The 16,881-nt window shown below is 56.9% G+C and carries 13 protein-coding genes; 3 read left to right on the top strand and 10 right to left on the bottom strand.

Annotated elements, in window-relative coordinates:
• The first annotated feature begins 29 nt into the window (after positions 1-29).
• Both Mag101_RS13695 and Mag101_RS13700 read left to right on the top strand, forming a co-directional pair.
• Positions 30-1,376, top strand: coding sequence for a sigma-54-dependent transcriptional regulator (locus Mag101_RS13695; protein ID WP_077406137.1), 1,347 nt, complete (start codon positions 30-32; stop codon positions 1,374-1,376).
• Complete coding sequence (locus Mag101_RS13700; protein WP_077406140.1) at positions 1,376-2,707, top strand: sensor histidine kinase; 1,332 nt, start codon at positions 1,376-1,378, stop codon at positions 2,705-2,707. Before Mag101_RS13695 ends, Mag101_RS13700 begins: the two co-directional genes overlap by 1 nt.
• Before the next feature lie 25 nt (positions 2,708-2,732).
• On the opposite strand, the gene Mag101_RS13705 is transcribed toward Mag101_RS13700, so the two are convergent.
• The 10 genes from Mag101_RS13705 to Mag101_RS13755 form a co-directional block, all read right to left on the bottom strand.
• A complete protein-coding gene (locus Mag101_RS13705) occupies positions 2,733-3,137 on the bottom strand; it encodes a hypothetical protein (RefSeq protein WP_077406145.1) in 405 nt (134 codons plus the stop codon).
• 75 nt (positions 3,138-3,212) lie between these two features.
• Positions 3,213-3,470 (bottom strand): hypothetical protein, encoded by a 258-nt coding sequence (locus tag Mag101_RS13710; protein ID WP_077406149.1) that lies wholly within the window; start codon positions 3,468-3,470, stop codon positions 3,213-3,215.
• Between the two features lie 59 nt (positions 3,471-3,529).
• The gene (locus Mag101_RS13715; protein ID WP_077406152.1) at positions 3,530-3,799 is read right to left on the bottom strand and encodes a hypothetical protein; all 270 of its coding nucleotides are present in this window, start codon (positions 3,797-3,799) and stop codon (positions 3,530-3,532) included.
• 273 nt (positions 3,800-4,072) lie between these two features.
• Entirely contained in the window at positions 4,073-5,737 is a 1,665-nt protein-coding gene (aceF, locus tag Mag101_RS13720) for a dihydrolipoyllysine-residue acetyltransferase (RefSeq protein ID WP_077406155.1), read from the bottom strand.
• Between the two features lie 27 nt (positions 5,738-5,764).
• Entirely contained in the window at positions 5,765-8,434 is a 2,670-nt protein-coding gene (gene aceE / locus Mag101_RS13725; protein WP_077406158.1) for a pyruvate dehydrogenase (acetyl-transferring), homodimeric type, read from the bottom strand.
• A 701-nt stretch (positions 8,435-9,135) separates the two neighbouring features.
• Positions 9,136-9,774: a class GN sortase gene (locus Mag101_RS13735; RefSeq protein WP_077406164.1), complete on the bottom strand. Its 639-nt coding sequence runs from the start codon at positions 9,772-9,774 to the stop codon at positions 9,136-9,138.
• Positions 9,771-12,185, bottom strand: a complete 2,415-nt coding sequence (locus Mag101_RS13740) for a marine proteobacterial sortase target protein (protein WP_077406167.1) — start codon at positions 12,183-12,185, stop codon at positions 9,771-9,773. The genes Mag101_RS13735 and Mag101_RS13740 overlap by 4 nt, the downstream gene beginning before the upstream one ends.
• Before the next feature lie 178 nt (positions 12,186-12,363).
• The gene (locus Mag101_RS13745) at positions 12,364-13,467 is read right to left on the bottom strand and encodes a phosphoribosylaminoimidazolesuccinocarboxamide synthase (protein ID WP_077406170.1); all 1,104 of its coding nucleotides are present in this window, start codon (positions 13,465-13,467) and stop codon (positions 12,364-12,366) included.
• A gap of 165 nt (positions 13,468-13,632) precedes the next feature.
• Positions 13,633-14,733 (bottom strand): AI-2E family transporter, encoded by a 1,101-nt coding sequence (locus Mag101_RS13750; protein WP_077406173.1) that lies wholly within the window; start codon positions 14,731-14,733, stop codon positions 13,633-13,635.
• Positions 14,734-14,869: 136 nt separating this feature from the next.
• The gene (locus tag Mag101_RS13755) at positions 14,870-15,148 is read right to left on the bottom strand and encodes a sulfurtransferase TusA family protein (RefSeq protein ID WP_077406176.1); all 279 of its coding nucleotides are present in this window, start codon (positions 15,146-15,148) and stop codon (positions 14,870-14,872) included.
• 164 nt (positions 15,149-15,312) lie between these two features.
• Between Mag101_RS13755 and Mag101_RS13760 the strand changes: the two genes are divergently transcribed.
• A complete protein-coding gene (locus Mag101_RS13760; protein ID WP_232325030.1) occupies positions 15,313-16,830 on the top strand; it encodes a M48 family metalloprotease in 1,518 nt (505 codons plus the stop codon).
• The last annotated feature ends 51 nt before the right edge of the window (positions 16,831-16,881 follow it).

The following is a 16,881-nucleotide window of genomic DNA, read 5'->3' on the forward strand; positions in this document are numbered from 1 at the left end:
TTAAAGACCACCGCAACAGGAAGCGCGCGTTGGACAAAGTACTTATCATCGACGACAACACCAGTATTATTTCTGCCCTGTCACTGCTGTTGTCTCTGCACGACATTCAAACCCTTGCCGCCATTACCCCCCAGGCCGGCCTGCAACTGTTGCGGGAAAACCCCGATATCAGCCTGGTTATCCAGGACATGAACTTCACCGCCGACACCACCTCCGGAGAAGAAGGACGTGCGCTGTTTTTTGCCCTGCGTGAGATTCAGCCCGATATTCCGGTTATCCTGCTCACCGCATGGACCCAGCTGGAAATGGCGGTAGAGCTGGTAAAAGCCGGCGCGGCCGACTATGTGGGTAAACCCTGGGATGACAACAAGCTCATCGCCACCATCAAAAACCTGCTCGAACTATATGACCTGCAGCAACAACAGCGGCAATCCCAGAGTCGTGCACAGCAAGCACGAGAGCAGCTGCAACAGCAATTTGAATTACAGGGTATCGTTTACCGCAGCCAGGGTGTGCAGACCCTGTTGGAAATGGCAACGCAAGTCGCCCACTCCGATGTACCCGTGTTGATTACCGGGCCGAACGGTGCCGGCAAGGAAAAAATTGCCGATATTGTGCAGGCGAACTCCAGCGTAAAAGATGGCCCTTACATCAAGGTCAATGTGGGCGCGCTGCCCGAAGAACTGATGGAGGCGGAGCTGTTTGGTGCAGAAGCGGGCGCCTATACCGGTGCAGGTAATAAGGTGCGTCAGGGACGGTTTGAAGCCGCCGACGGCGGCACCCTGTTTCTCGACGAGATCGGCGAGCTCTCCGCCAGCGGCCAGGTAAAGCTGCTGCGGGTACTACAGACCGGCGAATTTCAACGGCTCGGTAGCAGCCAGACGCGCAAGGTACGGGTCCGGGTTATTAGTGCCACCAATAGCAACCTGCAGGAAATGATTGCCGACGGCAGCTTTCGTCAGGACTTGTTTTACCGCCTGAATGTGATTGAACTGAAGCTCCCGGCCCTGTGTGATCGGCCGGAAGATATCCTGCCGTTGGCCCGTGGTTTCCTGGCCAAAACCGGCAAGCAACTGAGTGCCCCGGCGCAACAATGTCTGATGCGCTACCGCTGGCCGGGGAATGTGCGCGAGCTACAGAACGTGATGCAGCGGGCCGCAGTGCTAACACAGGGGGAAATCGTTGAAGAGACCACCCTTGCACTTCCCGAAGACAGCCCGCTCAAGGCACCTGAACACAGCTTTGAACCCAGCCGGGATCTTTTGGAGCAGACCCTTGCCAATTGCAACGGCGTGATTGCCCAGGCCGCGCGCGAGCTTGGTCTTAGCCGTCAGGCACTGTATCGGCGTTTGGATAAGTATGGTATTCCTTACTGATGCAAACACCGTCCACGCCCAAAACTTCTATCGAAGGGAAACTCTTCGCCACCGTGCTGCTGTCGGTCGCCATCGCTACCGGCATTCCCTTTGGACTCAGTCACTTTGGTGCGCCACCAGTTCTGGCCTGGAGTGGGGGGCTGCTGCTTGGACTCACCGCCGCCTTCCTGTTAATGCGCCCGATCACTCACAAGATCAACCAGTCACTGCAAAGCCTTGAAGGCGGGCTGTTGAATTTTCGCGATGGTGATTTCTCTATTTCACTGGCACTGGATAGCCATGACCAGTTTGGTGAGCTTGCGACCCTCTACAATGAGGTAGGGGAAATTTTGCGCAGGGAACGGGCGCACATCCATCAGCGCGAATTGCTGCTGGACACGGTGATTCAGAGTTCGCCGCTGGCCTTGTTGCTGATCGATCAAAGCCAGCATGTGATTTATGCCAACACCAGCGCCCGCCACCTGCTGCACCAGGGACGGCCACTGCAGGGGCATTTACTTTCCCATATCTTGCCACACAGCCCCAGAGAACTGGCGCAGGCGATTGAACATGAACAGGATGGGTTGATTAGTTATCTCGACGGCGAAGCCACCCATACCATGCATATCAGTAACAGTACTTTTGTGCTGAATGCACAAAAGCACCGCCTGGTCCTGTTGCGCGAGATGACACGCGAGCTAACCCGCGCGGAAGTTCAGGTGTGGAAGAAAGTCATTCGCCTGATCAGCCACGAGTTGAACAACTCGCTCGCACCAATATCCTCGATGGCCCACAGCGGAAAATTACTTTCCGAGAAGATCGATTCGCAACAGCTCGCAGGGGTATTCGATGTCATCGCCGAGCGCTGCAAGCATCTCACCGAGTTTACCCAGGGCTATGCACGCTTCGCCAAGCTGCCGCCGCCGGTGTGCGAGGAGGTGCCCTGGGATACGCTAATTTCTCGCTTACAACCACTGCAGCCATTCACCCTTAGGGATACTCTGCCGAGCAGACCAGGTTACTTCGATCCCACACAGCTGGAACAGGCGCTGCTTAACCTGCTGAAAAATGCCGCGGAATCCGGCAGCACACATGAAGATATTTCAGTGCGTATTCAGACAGATAGTCACGGACAGCTGCTGACGGTAGCGGATCGTGGCACAGGGATGAGTGATCAGGTTTTGCAGCAAGCACTGCTGCCGTTCTATTCGACCAAGCCCGGTGGCGTCGGACTCGGGCTGGCGCTGTGCCGGGAGATTGCCGATGCCCATGGCGGCCAGGTGCAATTACACAATCGAGCCGAGGGCGGCCTCAGGGTAACCATATGGCTCCCCTGGGCAGAGACAAATTGAGCCACACGTATATTGCCCGGGTCGTTTAGCCCGCCTGTGTTTCCATGGAATAGCAGCGCAAACCTTCACTGTACAACCAGCAGCGACCGCCTTCCGGACACGGAGCCTCCAGCTCCATAGGCGAGGTGCCCGCAGGACACAACTGCGCCTGTCCGGCGTTACACCAGGCACCGGTGTCCAACTGATAGCAAATCGAATCATTCACCAGACAGGCGTCTGCAGTGTGCGTCTCGACATGTCCCTTAAAACAATTGCGCGGAAAGGCGGGCATCAAGTTGGCAGGTTGCGAGCGCTGATAAAAGGCCCCGGGTGTACCGCTGAGGTCACACCAAAATCCATCCAGACTGGCCGCGTTTTCCACCCCATCCCCGGTAGTGGCGCAACCAATGCTCAATAAAGTGAATAGCAGGCAAATCAGCCGCAGCTTCATGATCACATCCTCTGTGATTTTTCAGGTCGTCCTAGATGACCCTAATTCCAGTCAGCGGTACCCGCGTAGTTCGGCTTACTTTTCGTAGACGATACAGCGACGGCCGCCAGAAACTTCATAACACTGAGCCGTTGCCGGGCAAATCGAACCCGGCGCCAGCTCTTCCGCATCACCGGGACAGCCATCGTAGTTGGTCTTCTGCTCAGCAACGGGCTCCCGCGGGATTGGCGCACTGTTAGGGTAGACCACCTGATCACGCACGCTGCTCGTCCCGCAGGCCGATACCAGCGTTACCGCCGCCAACAAAGAAAATAAGGTCGTTCGCTTGTACATGAGGTCTCCTTACAAAGATGTGTGACGGCGGTACGTGTCAGTGCAAACTCAGTAACACATCAATACACGCGCATCACCGGGAAAAACCAGCAGGCGGAACCCACACGACTATCTCCCGAGTCGGTCGCACACTGTTGATTGGCCGCCTGCGGCGCTGCAGAATTCGGCAGGTAATTTCCTACCTCAACAAAATTTGCACGCTGGCTCTTACTTTCAGGGCTAAAGAAAAATGGATCGTGACTGATGTCGTCCTCGTAGGGAAGGAAGATACAACCCTGTATGCACACGGTGGCGCCTAACACCACTCCTGCAATCCCTTTGCGACTCATGGCGCTACTACCTCACAACTGAAATTATCAGAACTGTTTGCCGGGAAACCGAGGTTTCCGCTTCCAATACTTTTAGTCTAGCCGGCGGGTGGGGTTCGACGCCGCTGTATACTTTTTAACCGCAATTAAATGCGCGAATTTCAACCTCAGGATAGCCCCGCCGCCACCCAGCGGGGACTGGCGCGCGCCCCATCTAAAAAACACGAAATTTCGCACAAAAAAAAGCCGGTGGAGTTACCCACCGGCTTTCATTTCGCAAGTCTGTAATCGAAATTACAGCAGCAGTCGGCGTACGTCCGCCAATACACCGGCGAGGTACGTCAGGAAGCGACCGGCGTCGCCACCGTTGACTGCGCGGTGGTCGTAAGACAGCGCCAGCGGCAGCATCTTGCGCGGCACAAACTCCTTGCCATTCCACTCGGGACGCACGGACAACTTGGAAACACCCAGGATACCAACTTCCGGCGCATTCACGATCGGGGTAAAACCGCTACCACCGATAGCGCCCAGGCTGGAGATGGTGAAGCAGGCGCCTTGCATATCGCGCGGCTTCAGCTTGCCATCACGGGCGGCGATCGCCAGTGCGGTGGCTTCTTCCGCCAGATCGTACAGGCCCTTTTTATCCACATCGCGAATAACCGGAACCATCAGGCCTTTCGGTGTATCCACCGCCATGCCGATATGTACGTAGTCCTTCTTAACAATGTGCTCGCCATCGTTATGCAGGGATACGTTGAAGCTAGGTACTTCGCGCAGAGCAGCCGCCGCGGCTTTCAGCAGGAAAGGCACCGGAGTGAGTTTCACGCCACGCTTCTCTGCTTCCGCTTTCATCGCCTTGCGGAAATCTTCCAGCTCGGTGATGTCTGCGTCGTCAAACTGGGTAACGTGTGGAACGTTCAACCAGTTGCGCGACATATTCGCGGCAGTGATCTTGTGGATCTTGCTCATCGGCTCAGTGGTAACCGGGCCAAACTGGCTGAAGTCGATTTCCGGCATCGGTGCTATGCCAATACCGCCACCAACACCACCGGCAGCACCACTTTCCGCTTTCTTCACCTGCTCCTTGATGTAAGCGTGCAGATCATCTTTGGTCACACGGTTACGCGGGCCAGTAGGCTTCACCTTGTTCAGGGTCACACCCAGTTCACGGGCTAGCTTGCGCACAGCCGGACCAGCGTAAACTTCCGCCGAAGGGGTGTGATCGCGCTCAACATGCGGGTCGCGCTTGGGAGGCGCTGATGGCTCATGCGCTGCGGCTGGTGCCTGTGGCGCAGCAGCGGCTGCCGGCGCCGGTGCTGCGGCCCCAGAAACTGGAGCTGGAGCCGCACCACCAGCAACAGTCTTGATCAAGCCAATCACGTCACCGGTAGAAACCTTGTCGCCTTCCTTAACGGAGAGGGAAACAATGGTGCCGGAAGCGGAAGATGGCACGTCCATGGACGCCTTGTCGCCTTCCACCACGATCAGGGCATCGCCCTCTTCTACCGAATCACCCGCGGCAACGGAGATTTCAATCACGTCCACCGCATCGGCGCCACCGAGGTCGGGAACCTTGAGTTCCTCTTCCTTCTCTTCACCCGCAGCAGCGGCGGGTGCTGGAGCCGCTTCTGCGGCGGGTGCCGGGGCAGGCGGCTCTTCTGATGCTACTGCCGGTGCAGGTGAGGCTTCTTCCGCTACCTCTTCTGCAACCTCGCCACCAGCTTCGCTTTCCATTTCACCGATCACGTCGCCTTCGGAAACCTTGTCACCTTCCTTTACGGAGATGCTCAGGATCTTGCCGGCAACGGGCGCCGGAATGTCCATGGAGGCCTTGTCGCCCTCCACTACAATCAGCGCATCCTCTTCCGCCACGGTGTCACCCACCGCAACGGCAATTTCAATTACGTCTACCTGATCGGCGCCGCCGAGATCAGGCACTTTAATGACTTGTTTTGCCATGTCTTGCCTTCCTTAATTCAGCGGGCCTTAAACCAGACGCGGGTTTACTTTTTCCGGGTCGATGTTCAGCTTCTTGATGGCGTCGGCCACCACTTTCGCTTCGATCACACCCTGGTTCGCCAGGCCGGTCAGCGCAGCGATTACCACGTAGTTACGGTTCACTTCGAAGAAGCGGCGCAACTGTTCGCGGCTGTCGGAACGACCGAAACCGTCAGTACCCAGTGCAATTACATCGCCGTCGATAAACTCACGCAGCGGCTCAACGTAGGAGCGGATGTAATCGGTTGAGATGATAACCGGAGTCTCATTACCCTCGAACTGTTCGCCAATCCAGGATTTACGTGCTTCTTCGGTCGGGTGCAGCATGTTCCAGCGCGCCACGTCCTGCGCTTCGCGGGAAGCTTCGGTGGCAGAAGTCAGGTTCCACACGTCGGAGGTCACACCGAACTGGTCAGCGAGAATATCCGCAGCGGCCAATACTTCGCGCAGAATTGAACCAGCGCCCACCAGCTGAACGTGCTTCTTCGCCGCCTTGCCTTTGCCAACCTTGCGAGAGTTGTTGTCCAGCTTGTAGATACCGCGAATGATGCCTTCTTCAACGCCCTGAGGCATTTCTGGCTGCAGGTAGTTTTCGTTCTCGATGGTGATGTAGTAGAACAGGTTCTGCTGCTCTTCGTACATTTCCTTCAAGCCCTGACGCATGATGACAGCGAGGTCGTAGCCGTAAGCCGGGTCGTAGCTCTTACAGTTCGGGATGGTGGCAGACAGTACGTGGCTGTGGCCATCCTGGTGCTGCAGACCTTCACCGTTCAGCGTGGTACGACCGGCGGTAGCGCCCACGAGGAAGCCGCGCGCCTGCATGTCACCCGCCGCCCAGGCCAGGTCGCCGATACGCTGGAAGCCGAACATGGAGTAGTAGATGTAGAACGGCACCATCGGTACGCCGTGGTTGCTGTAGGCGGTGGCGAGAGCCATCCACGCAGACATAGCACCGGCTTCGTTGATGCCTTCTTCCAGCACCTGGCCTTTCTTGTCTTCCTTGTAATACATGATCTGGCCGTGGTCGACCGGAGTGTATTTCTGACCCTGGGAAGAGTAGATACCCAGCTGACGGAACAGACCTTCCATACCGAAGGTACGCGCTTCGTCGGGAACGATCGGCGCAACGTTTTGGCCCATCTTCTTGTCTTTCACCAGTACAGACAGTGCACGCACAAACGCCATAGTGGTGGAGATTTCGCGGTCGCCGGAGCCTTTGGTCAGCGCACTGAAGGCATCCAGTTCCGGAATTTCCAGTTTGGCGACTTCGGTGCTGCGGGACGGTACCGGGCCACCCAGGGCCTTGCGGCGCTCGTCCATGTACTTCATTTCCGGGCTGTCCGGAGACGGGCGGTAATAAGGTACTTCTTCGATTTCTTTATCGGTGATCGGGATCGCAAAGCGGTCACGGAAGCGCTTCAGGGCTTCGGTGTCCATTTTCTTCACGTTGTGGGTATCCATCGCCGCTTCACCGGCGGCACCCAGGCCGTAGCCTTTTACGGTTTGCGCCAGGATCACGGTGGGCTTGCCCTTGCTCGCCATGGCTTCGGCGTAAGCCGCGTACACTTTGTACGGGTCGTGGCCACCGCGGTTGAGCTTCATAATTTCCTCATCGGAGAAGTCTTTAACCATCTCCTTGAGCTCCGGGTATTTACCGAAGAAGTGCTCACGGGTGTAGGCGCCACCGTTCGCCTTGAAGTTCTGCATTTCACCATCGACGGTTTCGTCCATGACCTTCTGCAGCAGGCCTTTGTCGTCTTTCTCGAACAGCGGATCCCACAGACGGCCCCACAGAACCTTGATTACGTTCCAACCGGCACCGCGGAATACACCTTCCAATTCCTGAACGATCTTGCCGTTGCCCCGTACAGGGCCGTCGAGGCGCTGCAGGTTACAGTTGACCACGAATACCAGGTTTTCCAGCTTCTCGCGGCCCGCCAGGGCGATTGCGCCCAGGGATTCCGGCTCATCACACTCACCGTCACCCAGGAATGCCCAAACCTTGCGATCACCGCGCGGAGACAGGCCACGGGCAGACAGATAACGCATGATGTGCGCCTGATAGATCGCCTGAATCGGGCCCAGGCCCATAGATACAGTGGGGAACTGCCAGTATTCCGGCATCAGCCAGGGGTGCGGGTAAGACGAGAGGCCATTGCCGTTTACTTCACGACGGAAGTTGTCCAGCTGCTCTTCATCGAAGCGGCCTTCCAGATAAGAACGGGCATAAATACCCGGTGCACTGTGGCCCTGGAAGAAGATCAGGTCGCCACGCTCTTCACCTTCATTACCGCGGAAGAAATAGTTGAAGGCGACATCGTACAGGGTCGCTGCCGATGAGAAGCTCGCGATGTGGCCACCGAGGCTATCGCTGTTGGAGTTGGCACGCACCACCATAGCTAGTGCGTTCCAACGGATCAGGGAGCGGATTCGACGCTCCATAAACAGGTCCCCGGGCATACGCTTTTCCGCTTCCGACGGAATGGTATTGCGGTACGGGGTGGTAATGGCCGCCGGCAGCTGTACGCCGGTGTTGGTCGCGCGATCAGACAGCTGCTTAATCAGGAACGCTGCGCGCTCCTTGCCGCTGTGGCGGATGACCGCCTGCAGCGCGTCCAGCCATTCCTGCGTTTCCTGAATGTCAGTTTCTTCGTGCATCAAATGCTCCTCGGCGAATATACGACGTCGAGTCGGTGTTTTTTTATGGTCAGAATTTTTTGCCGCGCAACAGTACCGCAAATGCGGGGAATTCCCCCGAATCAGGCACCTTCCTCGCCAATTCACCACCATAAATGGCCGGAAAAGCGATTTTCACTAATCAGCAGTTCGGTGCTGACGAGCGATGGGATGCTGAAAAGGGCTGTGCGACGGAATACCGCCGGCTGGGAACCAGAAGTTCCGCTTACCGGCTCGACTTTGAATTCGGCGTTGAATTCACGACCTGCTAAATGTAGGGCCAGCGCCTTGCAGCGCACAGACATCACCACATAAAAACAGGCGGTAAGTGCTCAAGCGGGGGCGATTGTAGTATTACTACAAAAGTTTTTCCAGATAGGACAATTAGTAACAAATAAAACCAAATTGCAAAACAAATAGTTTTCACAAAGCGGTATTGGCGGATGATTTTGTCGCGAATACGAGAAATTCTATTACAAAATAGAGTCCAAAAATCACTTTTTGGTCACGCATGTACCAACTAAAGCGGGATTGGCGGGATGGTGACTTCCCACGCCAGCCTGTATTGCGCCAATCCGTCAATAACCAAAAGCGCCGATTGACCTGCAACATTTAGCGTACTTGACGGCCATATGCCCGCCCAATTTCGACGGGCCAGGGCAGAATCAGGTGGTCTTTTACGCTTACAACTGTATCACCGGAGCCTCCGGCACCGGCTCGGCGTAGACCAGATAGCGCAGCGGCCCGCCTGCCTCCAGTGCGCCAAAGGGGTAGCAGGTAACCAGTAGCAAACCGGGCCGGTCGCTGATTGGCAGTGTCTCGCGTGAACTGTCCACCACCCTGGTACCCAGCACCCGATAGCGCTGCCAGCGTCCATCTCGCGCCTGCAGCTGCACCCCCATTCCCGCTCGCAATTTTTCCAGACCGCGGAAATGGGTATCGCGGTGCGCGGCAATAACCGTGGTGCGTACGGGTATACCACTGTTTTGTACCTGCGCTTCCCCGCCAGAAACTTGTGTAAACGGCAGTGTTGAAGCCTCGTGCAGCCCGGGCCCAAAGGCGAGCGCTTCACCCGTGGTCCCCTGCAACACCACCATAGGTTTTTGCTGGTCCAGCTTGAGCCGCGCCACCGGCCAGGTGTCCGCCCAAGGCCACGGCTTGTGAATCTCCCCCGCGTGCAACTGCCGCTCCCAGGCACTGCTGATCAGGTATTGGGACAATTCCGCTTTCACCAGTATCCAGCTTGCACTCGCTAGCTGCCATACACCGGCAACAATCAGTAGCAATGGAACCAAGCGTGTAGATATCCACTTGCGGCTCATTTTTGCGCCCCTGGAATACGCGCACCAATAACGTGCGGTGGCAACTCCCCCGACTTTATTGTTGCCGGAGAAAGGCGTCGCGCCAGGAGGTGCTCCAGACACGTTTGACAGCGACGCACATCGGGCATGAAACCGCACAACAGCACACGCACACTTCGCGTGATTGTCGCGCGTGCGCGCAGCCCCCAGCCGCCGAGGAGCAGCAGTAAAGCGGCAAGAAACTGTCCGTAAACACCGGTGGCGGTGGACGGATAGGTGAAGCGCTGTAGATTCTGGCCGCTAGCAACCGCATTGGGCACGGAATTGGACTTCAACGCCTCCGCCAGAGGACGCACCGGGGTCTCTTCGACCGCAACAAAGCTGGTGTAGGGGCTGGCCAACTGGTGACGAAGCGCCAGCGTGAGGATTTGCTGTTTGAGCGGATCGGCAACCTCTTCGCCTTCACCTGTGGTTCTTGCCAGAGGGCCGCGCTGTCGTTGCATATTCCGTAGCCCGGCAATCTTTGCGCGCGCCCACACACTGCCTATTTCATCGCCCCGCTGATCCACCGCCAATTGCGCGAGGGAAATACTGCGGGAAAATCTCTTGCCTGCAAGACGGCCACTGACAACCAGCTCGCCACTCGATGGCAACCCCAAGGGCTGGCCTTCGATCCGCGCAACCAACCGCACTGGTTCCCCCAGATACAGATCGGGCAACTGTTTTGGATAACCTTCGAGTTTGATTCCCTGCGGAAAATCTACGCGCAGATCCGTCACTAGTGGGTTCTCCAGCTTCTCGAACAGGCGCCCCATTTGCGTCTGCACTTCACCCAGGTCACCGATATGTACCGCACTGCCACGGCCTATTTGCGCCGCCTTGGTCATGAAGTGACTGTTGGGCGCAGAGCCAATCCCCACGGTAAACAAACGCACCTGGCCGAGTCGTTGCTGGATAATTTCAAACAGTGCCCGCTCATTGCCAACCGCACCATCGGTAATAAACACCACCTGCCGCACCAGCTCACCAGCCTGTTCATCCAACTGCTGGGATAAGGCTTCTTTCAACGCAGGCGCCATCTCTGTGCCGCCGGTGGCACTCAGCGATTCCACCCAGTCGCGCGCGCGGTGGATATTCTCCTGATTGGCAATGACGGGACGCGGATAAAAAGATCGATGGTGGCTGTTAAATTCAATAATGTTGAATCGGTCCTGCGCATCGAGCCGCGATAATGCAAGCAGCAGACTTTCCTTGGCCTGACGAATCGAGTTACCCCCCATGGAGCCGGATGTATCGACTACATACACTACTTCCCGGGGCAACTTGCGAGTTGCGCCAGATTCCCGCGGAGGCAACAGCAACAATTGCAGGTATTGTGCGCTGTCATTTTGTGATTGCTCTGCAAACACCGCGGCGGAAGGCATGGAGGAAATCTGCGGCCGCCAGTGCAACACAAAGTCGCGGTCCATTGGTGCCGAGCCCCCTTTCAATTGCACCTGATACCGATTCCCGTCCTGACGACGAAAATCCACCTCGTGATAGGGGCTATAAATGTCTGCCAGCGGCAACCCCATGCCGAGGTCGATATGAATCGACATCTGGTGGCTGCCACGGTTTGCCAGTTCCGCCATCGGCACCATAAAAGGGGTAATGTGCTGCGCATCCGGGACCTGGTCCGTAGGCAGCGACCAGCCGTGGGGATTCAGCGCGATTTCTTGAGCAGACTCTTGAGAGTGCTCGCCCGGCACTCCGGGAATATAGCGAGGCGTAAGAGTACTCGGCAGGCGCAGACTGAACTGATCGCGATCAAATTTAAGCGTTTGCAGATAGCGCACCTCAACGGCAATTTTTTCACCCGGTGCAATATTGGCGACACGGCTGGTAAACATGTTCGGCCGCTGCTGTTCCAGCAACGCCGCGCGCTTGCCGGCCGCGCGCGCCTCGGCGTATACCTTCTTTGCCTCTTCACGTTCGCGCACCTTGCCGACAATTCTGCGCTCGCCAATGACAATCTCCATGCCGCGTACCGCGGCATTTTCCGGCAGCGGCAGTACGTACACAGCCTCCCGCCAGTGATTGCTGGTGTTGGTAAATGTCTGCGCAATTTGCACCTCTGCCACCAACCCACGCACCCGCATATCGACCGCAGTCGACAGGTGTAATGCTGGCTCAAAGGCCCCCGCCTCCCTGCCTACAAACAGTAAGTCGCCGCTACCGGCATCTTCTAGCGCCACCTGTTCGTAAGCCAGTGCTTGCGATGCGTCTTCCGCTCTCGCCCCGACGGCAGCAAGGAGCACGGCGAGCGTGGTCACGGTGAACAGCAGCCAGCTGCCAACGCGACTTTTGCGGTAGCGGCGGCGGTAATATTCGCTGGTAGGAAGAATCAACAAGTCGCGCTCGATGCGCGGTGATGAAAAAAGCGGTCGGTTCACGAGAGCCTCCAAATCAATGAGTGGAGGTATTACACACAGGCAATCGGGCACCGCCGGGGAATCAATCGGGCGAACTGCAGGTCAATTGTGGCGAAATATGGCAAGGCACAAAATACAATGCCAAAAACGCAAAAACCGGCACGGGGCCGGTTTCTGAGAGCATGGGATAAACGCAGGCCTAATCGACCAGGCCGTAGGTATCCCGCAACACATCGATGATTTCCGCCTTGGGGTTGTCCGAAATCACCAGTTTTTCGCCGATGATCTTTTCAGCGATACCCACATAGGTATTGGAAACCGCCATTAGCATGGACTCCGGTAACTCGTTGTCGCGGGCGAGCGCCAGGCGCTCATCCATACGGTCTTTATTCAACAGAATGTCCGGGTCCGGAAAATGATTCAGCAGTGCCTGGCGGAAACCTTCTTTTGAGTTTTCTACAACTACGCCATTGCGGTACTGAGAGCCATCCCAGATGCGGGACGAGTCCGGGGTGCCCACTTCATCCATGTAGATCAGCTTTTCACGGCCTTCTGCGTCACTGACGTAGCCGAACTCAAACTTGGTGTCGACAAATACCTGATCCAGCTTTTCCAGCTCTGCGGAAATAACATCAAACCCTTCTTTCAGAAGCTGTTCGTAGCCATCGATATCCTCGGCGCCCTGGAAGTTAAACGCAGCGAAATTCTCCAGAATGTTCTGACGGGTAATATTTACATCATCCGCTTCGGGTACCCCCGGAATGCCCTTGAGGATTCCCTTGGTGGAAGGAGTAATCAGCAGTTCGGGAAGCTTCTGGTCCTTTTGCAGGCCATCCGGTAGCTCGATGCCACAAAACTCCCGCTCACCCTTGCTGTAGGCACGCCACATGGAACCGGTAATGTACTGTCGGGCAATGGCCTCAATCATCACCGGACGGGCCTTCTGCACAATCCACACCGCCGGGTGAGGAATATCCAGAATATGGCTGTCCGCCAAGCCCTGCTCCTTGAAACGCTTGAACCAGTGATTGGCCACAGCATTCAGTGCCGCACCCTTGCCAGGAACACCACGCAGGCCATTCTCGCCCTTCCAGATACAATCGAACGCCGACATGCGATCGGAAATCACCATCACTGCCAGCGGCGCATCCGCTGCCACCGGATAGCCCTTTTCCTTGATCAGGCGGGCGCTGTCTGCCTCGGTCAGCCAGTAAACCGAGCGCACCTTGCCACTGTGGACGGGCTTATCGGTGCGAATCGGAAGATCGTTGTTCACCGCGAGGACTTTGTCTGCGAGGCTCATGGAGTTTCCTGTGCCGTTAGAAAGACGGGTATAGATAATAGATAGACAGAAGCCCCGCGACAGCGGGGCTGAAAATTCAGGCGCGGGATTCTAGCAAACCCCCAACCGCCGAAAAAGCGACAGTCTAAATCAGCGCCGACGCTCAATCAGAGCCAATCGCGGCACTCAGGCGTCACTGTCGGCGCTGACCGCTGCTTCCCTGGCCCACTCCGCCTGGTGCTCACTGGTGGGCCAGGCATTGAGAATGGCCTTGGCGAGCGTAGCCAGAGGAATGGCAAAGAAAACGCCCCAGAAGCCCCAGATACCGCCAAACACCAGTACCGCGAGAATAATGGCCACAGGATGCAGATTGACTGCCTCGGAAAACAGGACCGGTACCAGCACGTTGCCATCGAGCAGCTGGATCATGCCGTAGGCGAACATCAACCAGAAGAACTCACTGCTCCAACCCCACTGGAACAGGCCGATCATCGCCACAGGAATGGTGACCACCGCCGCACCGATATAGGGAATCAACACCGACAGGCCCACCGCGGCTGCCAGCAGCAGCGCGTAATTTACACCCAGCAACAGGAAGGCCACGTAACTCACCACACCGACGATGGCAATCTCGATAACCTTGCCGCGGACATAATTCGCCACTTGGTCATTCATTTCGTACCAGATCTGACGCAGCATCGGGCGTTGATGGGGCAGAAAAGAAGCGCACCAGCGCAACAGCTGCTTGGAGTCCTTGAGAAAGAAAAACACCAGAATGGGAACTACCACCAGATAAATCAGCGCCGCCGCCAGAATCGGCAAATTGGCCAGCGAAAAGGTAACCAGGGTCTGGCCGAAGCCACCCAACTCACTGCCGACGGTATTGAAGATTTCATCAATTTGTTGCGCTGTGATCAGACGCGGGTATTGCTCTGGCAATAGCACCAGCAGATCCTTGCCGCTGGCAATCATATTTGGCAGCTCGGAGAACAGACGCACCGCCTGCCGCCAGATAATTGGCAATACAACAAACAGCAGGGCCGCGATGATGCCCACCAGTACCAGGCAGGCAATACTCACCGACAGCCAGTGCGGCACCTTCCAGGATTCCAGGCGCTGCACCATGCCCTGCATCAAAAAGGCAATCACCAGCGCCGCCAATACCGGCGTCAACACGCCGCCCAATGTGGCGAGCACAATCAGCCCGGCCAACAGCAGCAGTACCAGCAGTACTACCTCTTCCTGGCCGAAATAGCGATTTACCCACCCCTTAACAATCGCATACATAAATGCTGTTCTCTCGAAACTCTTTAGGATCTAACTCAGATCGAACTCAAAACAATCGCGTGTCTATTACGCATTTATCCTGCGCATTTATCGCGCTCGGACGTACTTTCCATTGCCGCGACCTGTGGACACCTGGTCACTGGTCGATCTGCTGCAGCCAATAATGGAAGAATTCGCCGTCAATTTCAGCACGTAATAAGGGTACGCCACTCAATTCGCTAAAGCTGCGGATATCCCGCTGCGACGCGGGGTCGGTTGCAATCAAATGCAGAATCTCACCCGGCGCCATCTGTTTGAGCGCGCGCCGCATGGCGAGCAGTGGTTGCGGGCACGGCTGCCCGCTGGCATCTACCCTTACAGCAGAAGCCCAGACAATATCCGGTGCCAAACTGGCCTGTTTTGCGGAACTGGTCATAAAAATGCGGTTAAGAACCGTAAATGCGATGAATTATACCGGTGCCCATGGGTCAATGGGCCATGGAGCTGAACCTTTTACCCTGGAGCTGTTCAAAACCTCGACAGTCTCACAGGGTTACGTATAGTGTTAGCGGCAGGAAACCCGGCAGGCGCAGTAAAATTATGACCGAGAACCCGACATCATTCAGAAACCGACTACGCCGCAGCTGCATGCGCCTGCGTCAGCGCGCCGCCGGCTTCATTTCGGGTCTCACCGCTGGAATACTGCTGACCGCAGCGCCACTGGCGGCAACCGCCCAGGGCGACCATCACATCCAGCTCCCCATGCTGGGTGACACCAGTAGCGGCCTGGTTTCCCGTGCACGGGAAAAAGAACTGGGCAGCATGTGGCTGCGCATGTTTCGCAGCCAAGTACGTACATCCAGTGACGCTCTGCTGCAGCAATATGTCGAGAATTCACTGCAGGCACTGGCGGAATATAGCCCTCTGGAAGACAAGAGCATCGACGTCGTTGTGGTGAACAACGACACCATGAATGCCTTTGCCGTACCCGGCGGCGTGGTCGGCGTCCATACCGGGCTGTTTCTGTTTGCCGAAAACGAAGACCAGTTTGCCTCAGTTCTGGCGCACGAACTCGCGCACCTAAGCCAGCGCCACTACGCCCGCTCGCTGGAAGCACAGCGTAACAGCACCCTACCCACCCTCGCCGGTATGCTCGGCGCCCTGGTGCTGGCGGCGACCGCCGGCGGCGATGCAGGCCTCGCAGCCATGACCGCGACTCAGGCAGCCGCACTGGACAACCAACTGCGCTTTTCCCGCCAAAATGAGCAGGAAGCCGACCGCGTTGGTATCGAAACCCTGGCCAAGGCCGGTATGGACCCACAGGCCGCGGGCGAAATGTTCGAGCAAATGCTGAAAGCGACTCGCTATTACCGCCGCCCACCAGAATTTCTGCTCACGCACCCGGTTACCGAAAAGCGTATCGCTGACGCCAAGTTGCGGGCCAACCGCATGGACAAGGTACCCCTGCGCAACAGCCGCGAGTATCACCTGATGCGTGCGCGTATTCGCGTGGCTGCGGAGGCTACCCCGCAACAGGCGGTGAAGCGCTTCCAGGCGGAACTGCGCGGTATCAATGACAGTGAAGATGCCGCCCGCTACGGCCTCGCGCTGGCGCAAACTTCCGCCGGCAAACCCGATACCGCCATCGACACACTGCAACCACTGCTGGACAAGGAGCCTGACAAAGACGCCTTTGTGCTGGCGCGCGCAGATATTGACCTTGCCCGCCAGGACTACACCAGCGCAACCAATCGACTGCAAAAAGCGGTAAACAAGAGCCCTAAAAACCACGCCCTGACCATGGGGCTGGCGAATGCCCACTTTAAGGCGGGCAACTACCTGGCCGCAGAACGCATTCTCAAGAAGCACAGCCGCGTGCGCCGCAAAGATCCGGCAGTGTGGTACCTGCTGGCGGAAACCCACGGTTTGGCCGGGGATATTGTCGGCGTGCACGAGGCGCGCGCTGAGTACTACATCTTAAACGGTGTATTCGACAAAGCCCTGCAACACCTGCGTCACGGCGTTCGCCTGGCGAAGAACGATTACCAGACCCATGCGATCCTGGAACAGCGCATGAAAGATGTGATCAAGATGCAGGAGCGGGCTAAAGAGCTCTAATTCCAGCGAATCCAGGGTAAAAAAAGAGCGGCAAGTTGCCGCTCTTTTTTA

The organism is Microbulbifer agarilyticus (assembly GCF_001999945.1).
GTDB classification, from domain to species: Bacteria; Pseudomonadota; Gammaproteobacteria; order Pseudomonadales; family Cellvibrionaceae; genus Microbulbifer; species Microbulbifer agarilyticus_A.

Coding starts and splice junctions, on each gene's coding strand:
- Mag101_RS13700 (WP_077406140.1), top strand. CDS start 1,376: ATGCAAACACCGTCCACGCCCAAAACTTCTATCGAAGGGAAACTCTTC.
- Mag101_RS13760 (WP_232325030.1), top strand. CDS start 15,313: ATGACCGAGAACCCGACATCATTCAGAAACCGACTACGCCGCAGCTGC.
- Mag101_RS13745 (WP_077406170.1), bottom strand. CDS start 13,467: ATGAGCCTCGCAGACAAAGTCCTCGCGGTGAACAACGATCTTCCGATT.
- Mag101_RS13750 (WP_077406173.1), bottom strand. CDS start 14,733: ATGTATGCGATTGTTAAGGGGTGGGTAAATCGCTATTTCGGCCAGGAA.
- Mag101_RS13705 (WP_077406145.1), bottom strand. CDS start 3,137: ATGAAGCTGCGGCTGATTTGCCTGCTATTCACTTTATTGAGCATTGGT.
- aceE (WP_077406158.1), bottom strand. CDS start 8,434: ATGCACGAAGAAACTGACATTCAGGAAACGCAGGAATGGCTGGACGCG.
- aceF (WP_077406155.1), bottom strand. CDS start 5,737: ATGGCAAAACAAGTCATTAAAGTGCCTGATCTCGGCGGCGCCGATCAG.
- Mag101_RS13735 (WP_077406164.1), bottom strand. CDS start 9,774: ATGAGCCGCAAGTGGATATCTACACGCTTGGTTCCATTGCTACTGATT.
- Mag101_RS13710 (WP_077406149.1), bottom strand. CDS start 3,470: ATGTACAAGCGAACGACCTTATTTTCTTTGTTGGCGGCGGTAACGCTG.
- Mag101_RS13715 (WP_077406152.1), bottom strand. CDS start 3,799: ATGAGTCGCAAAGGGATTGCAGGAGTGGTGTTAGGCGCCACCGTGTGC.
- Mag101_RS13755 (WP_077406176.1), bottom strand. CDS start 15,148: ATGACCAGTTCCGCAAAACAGGCCAGTTTGGCACCGGATATTGTCTGG.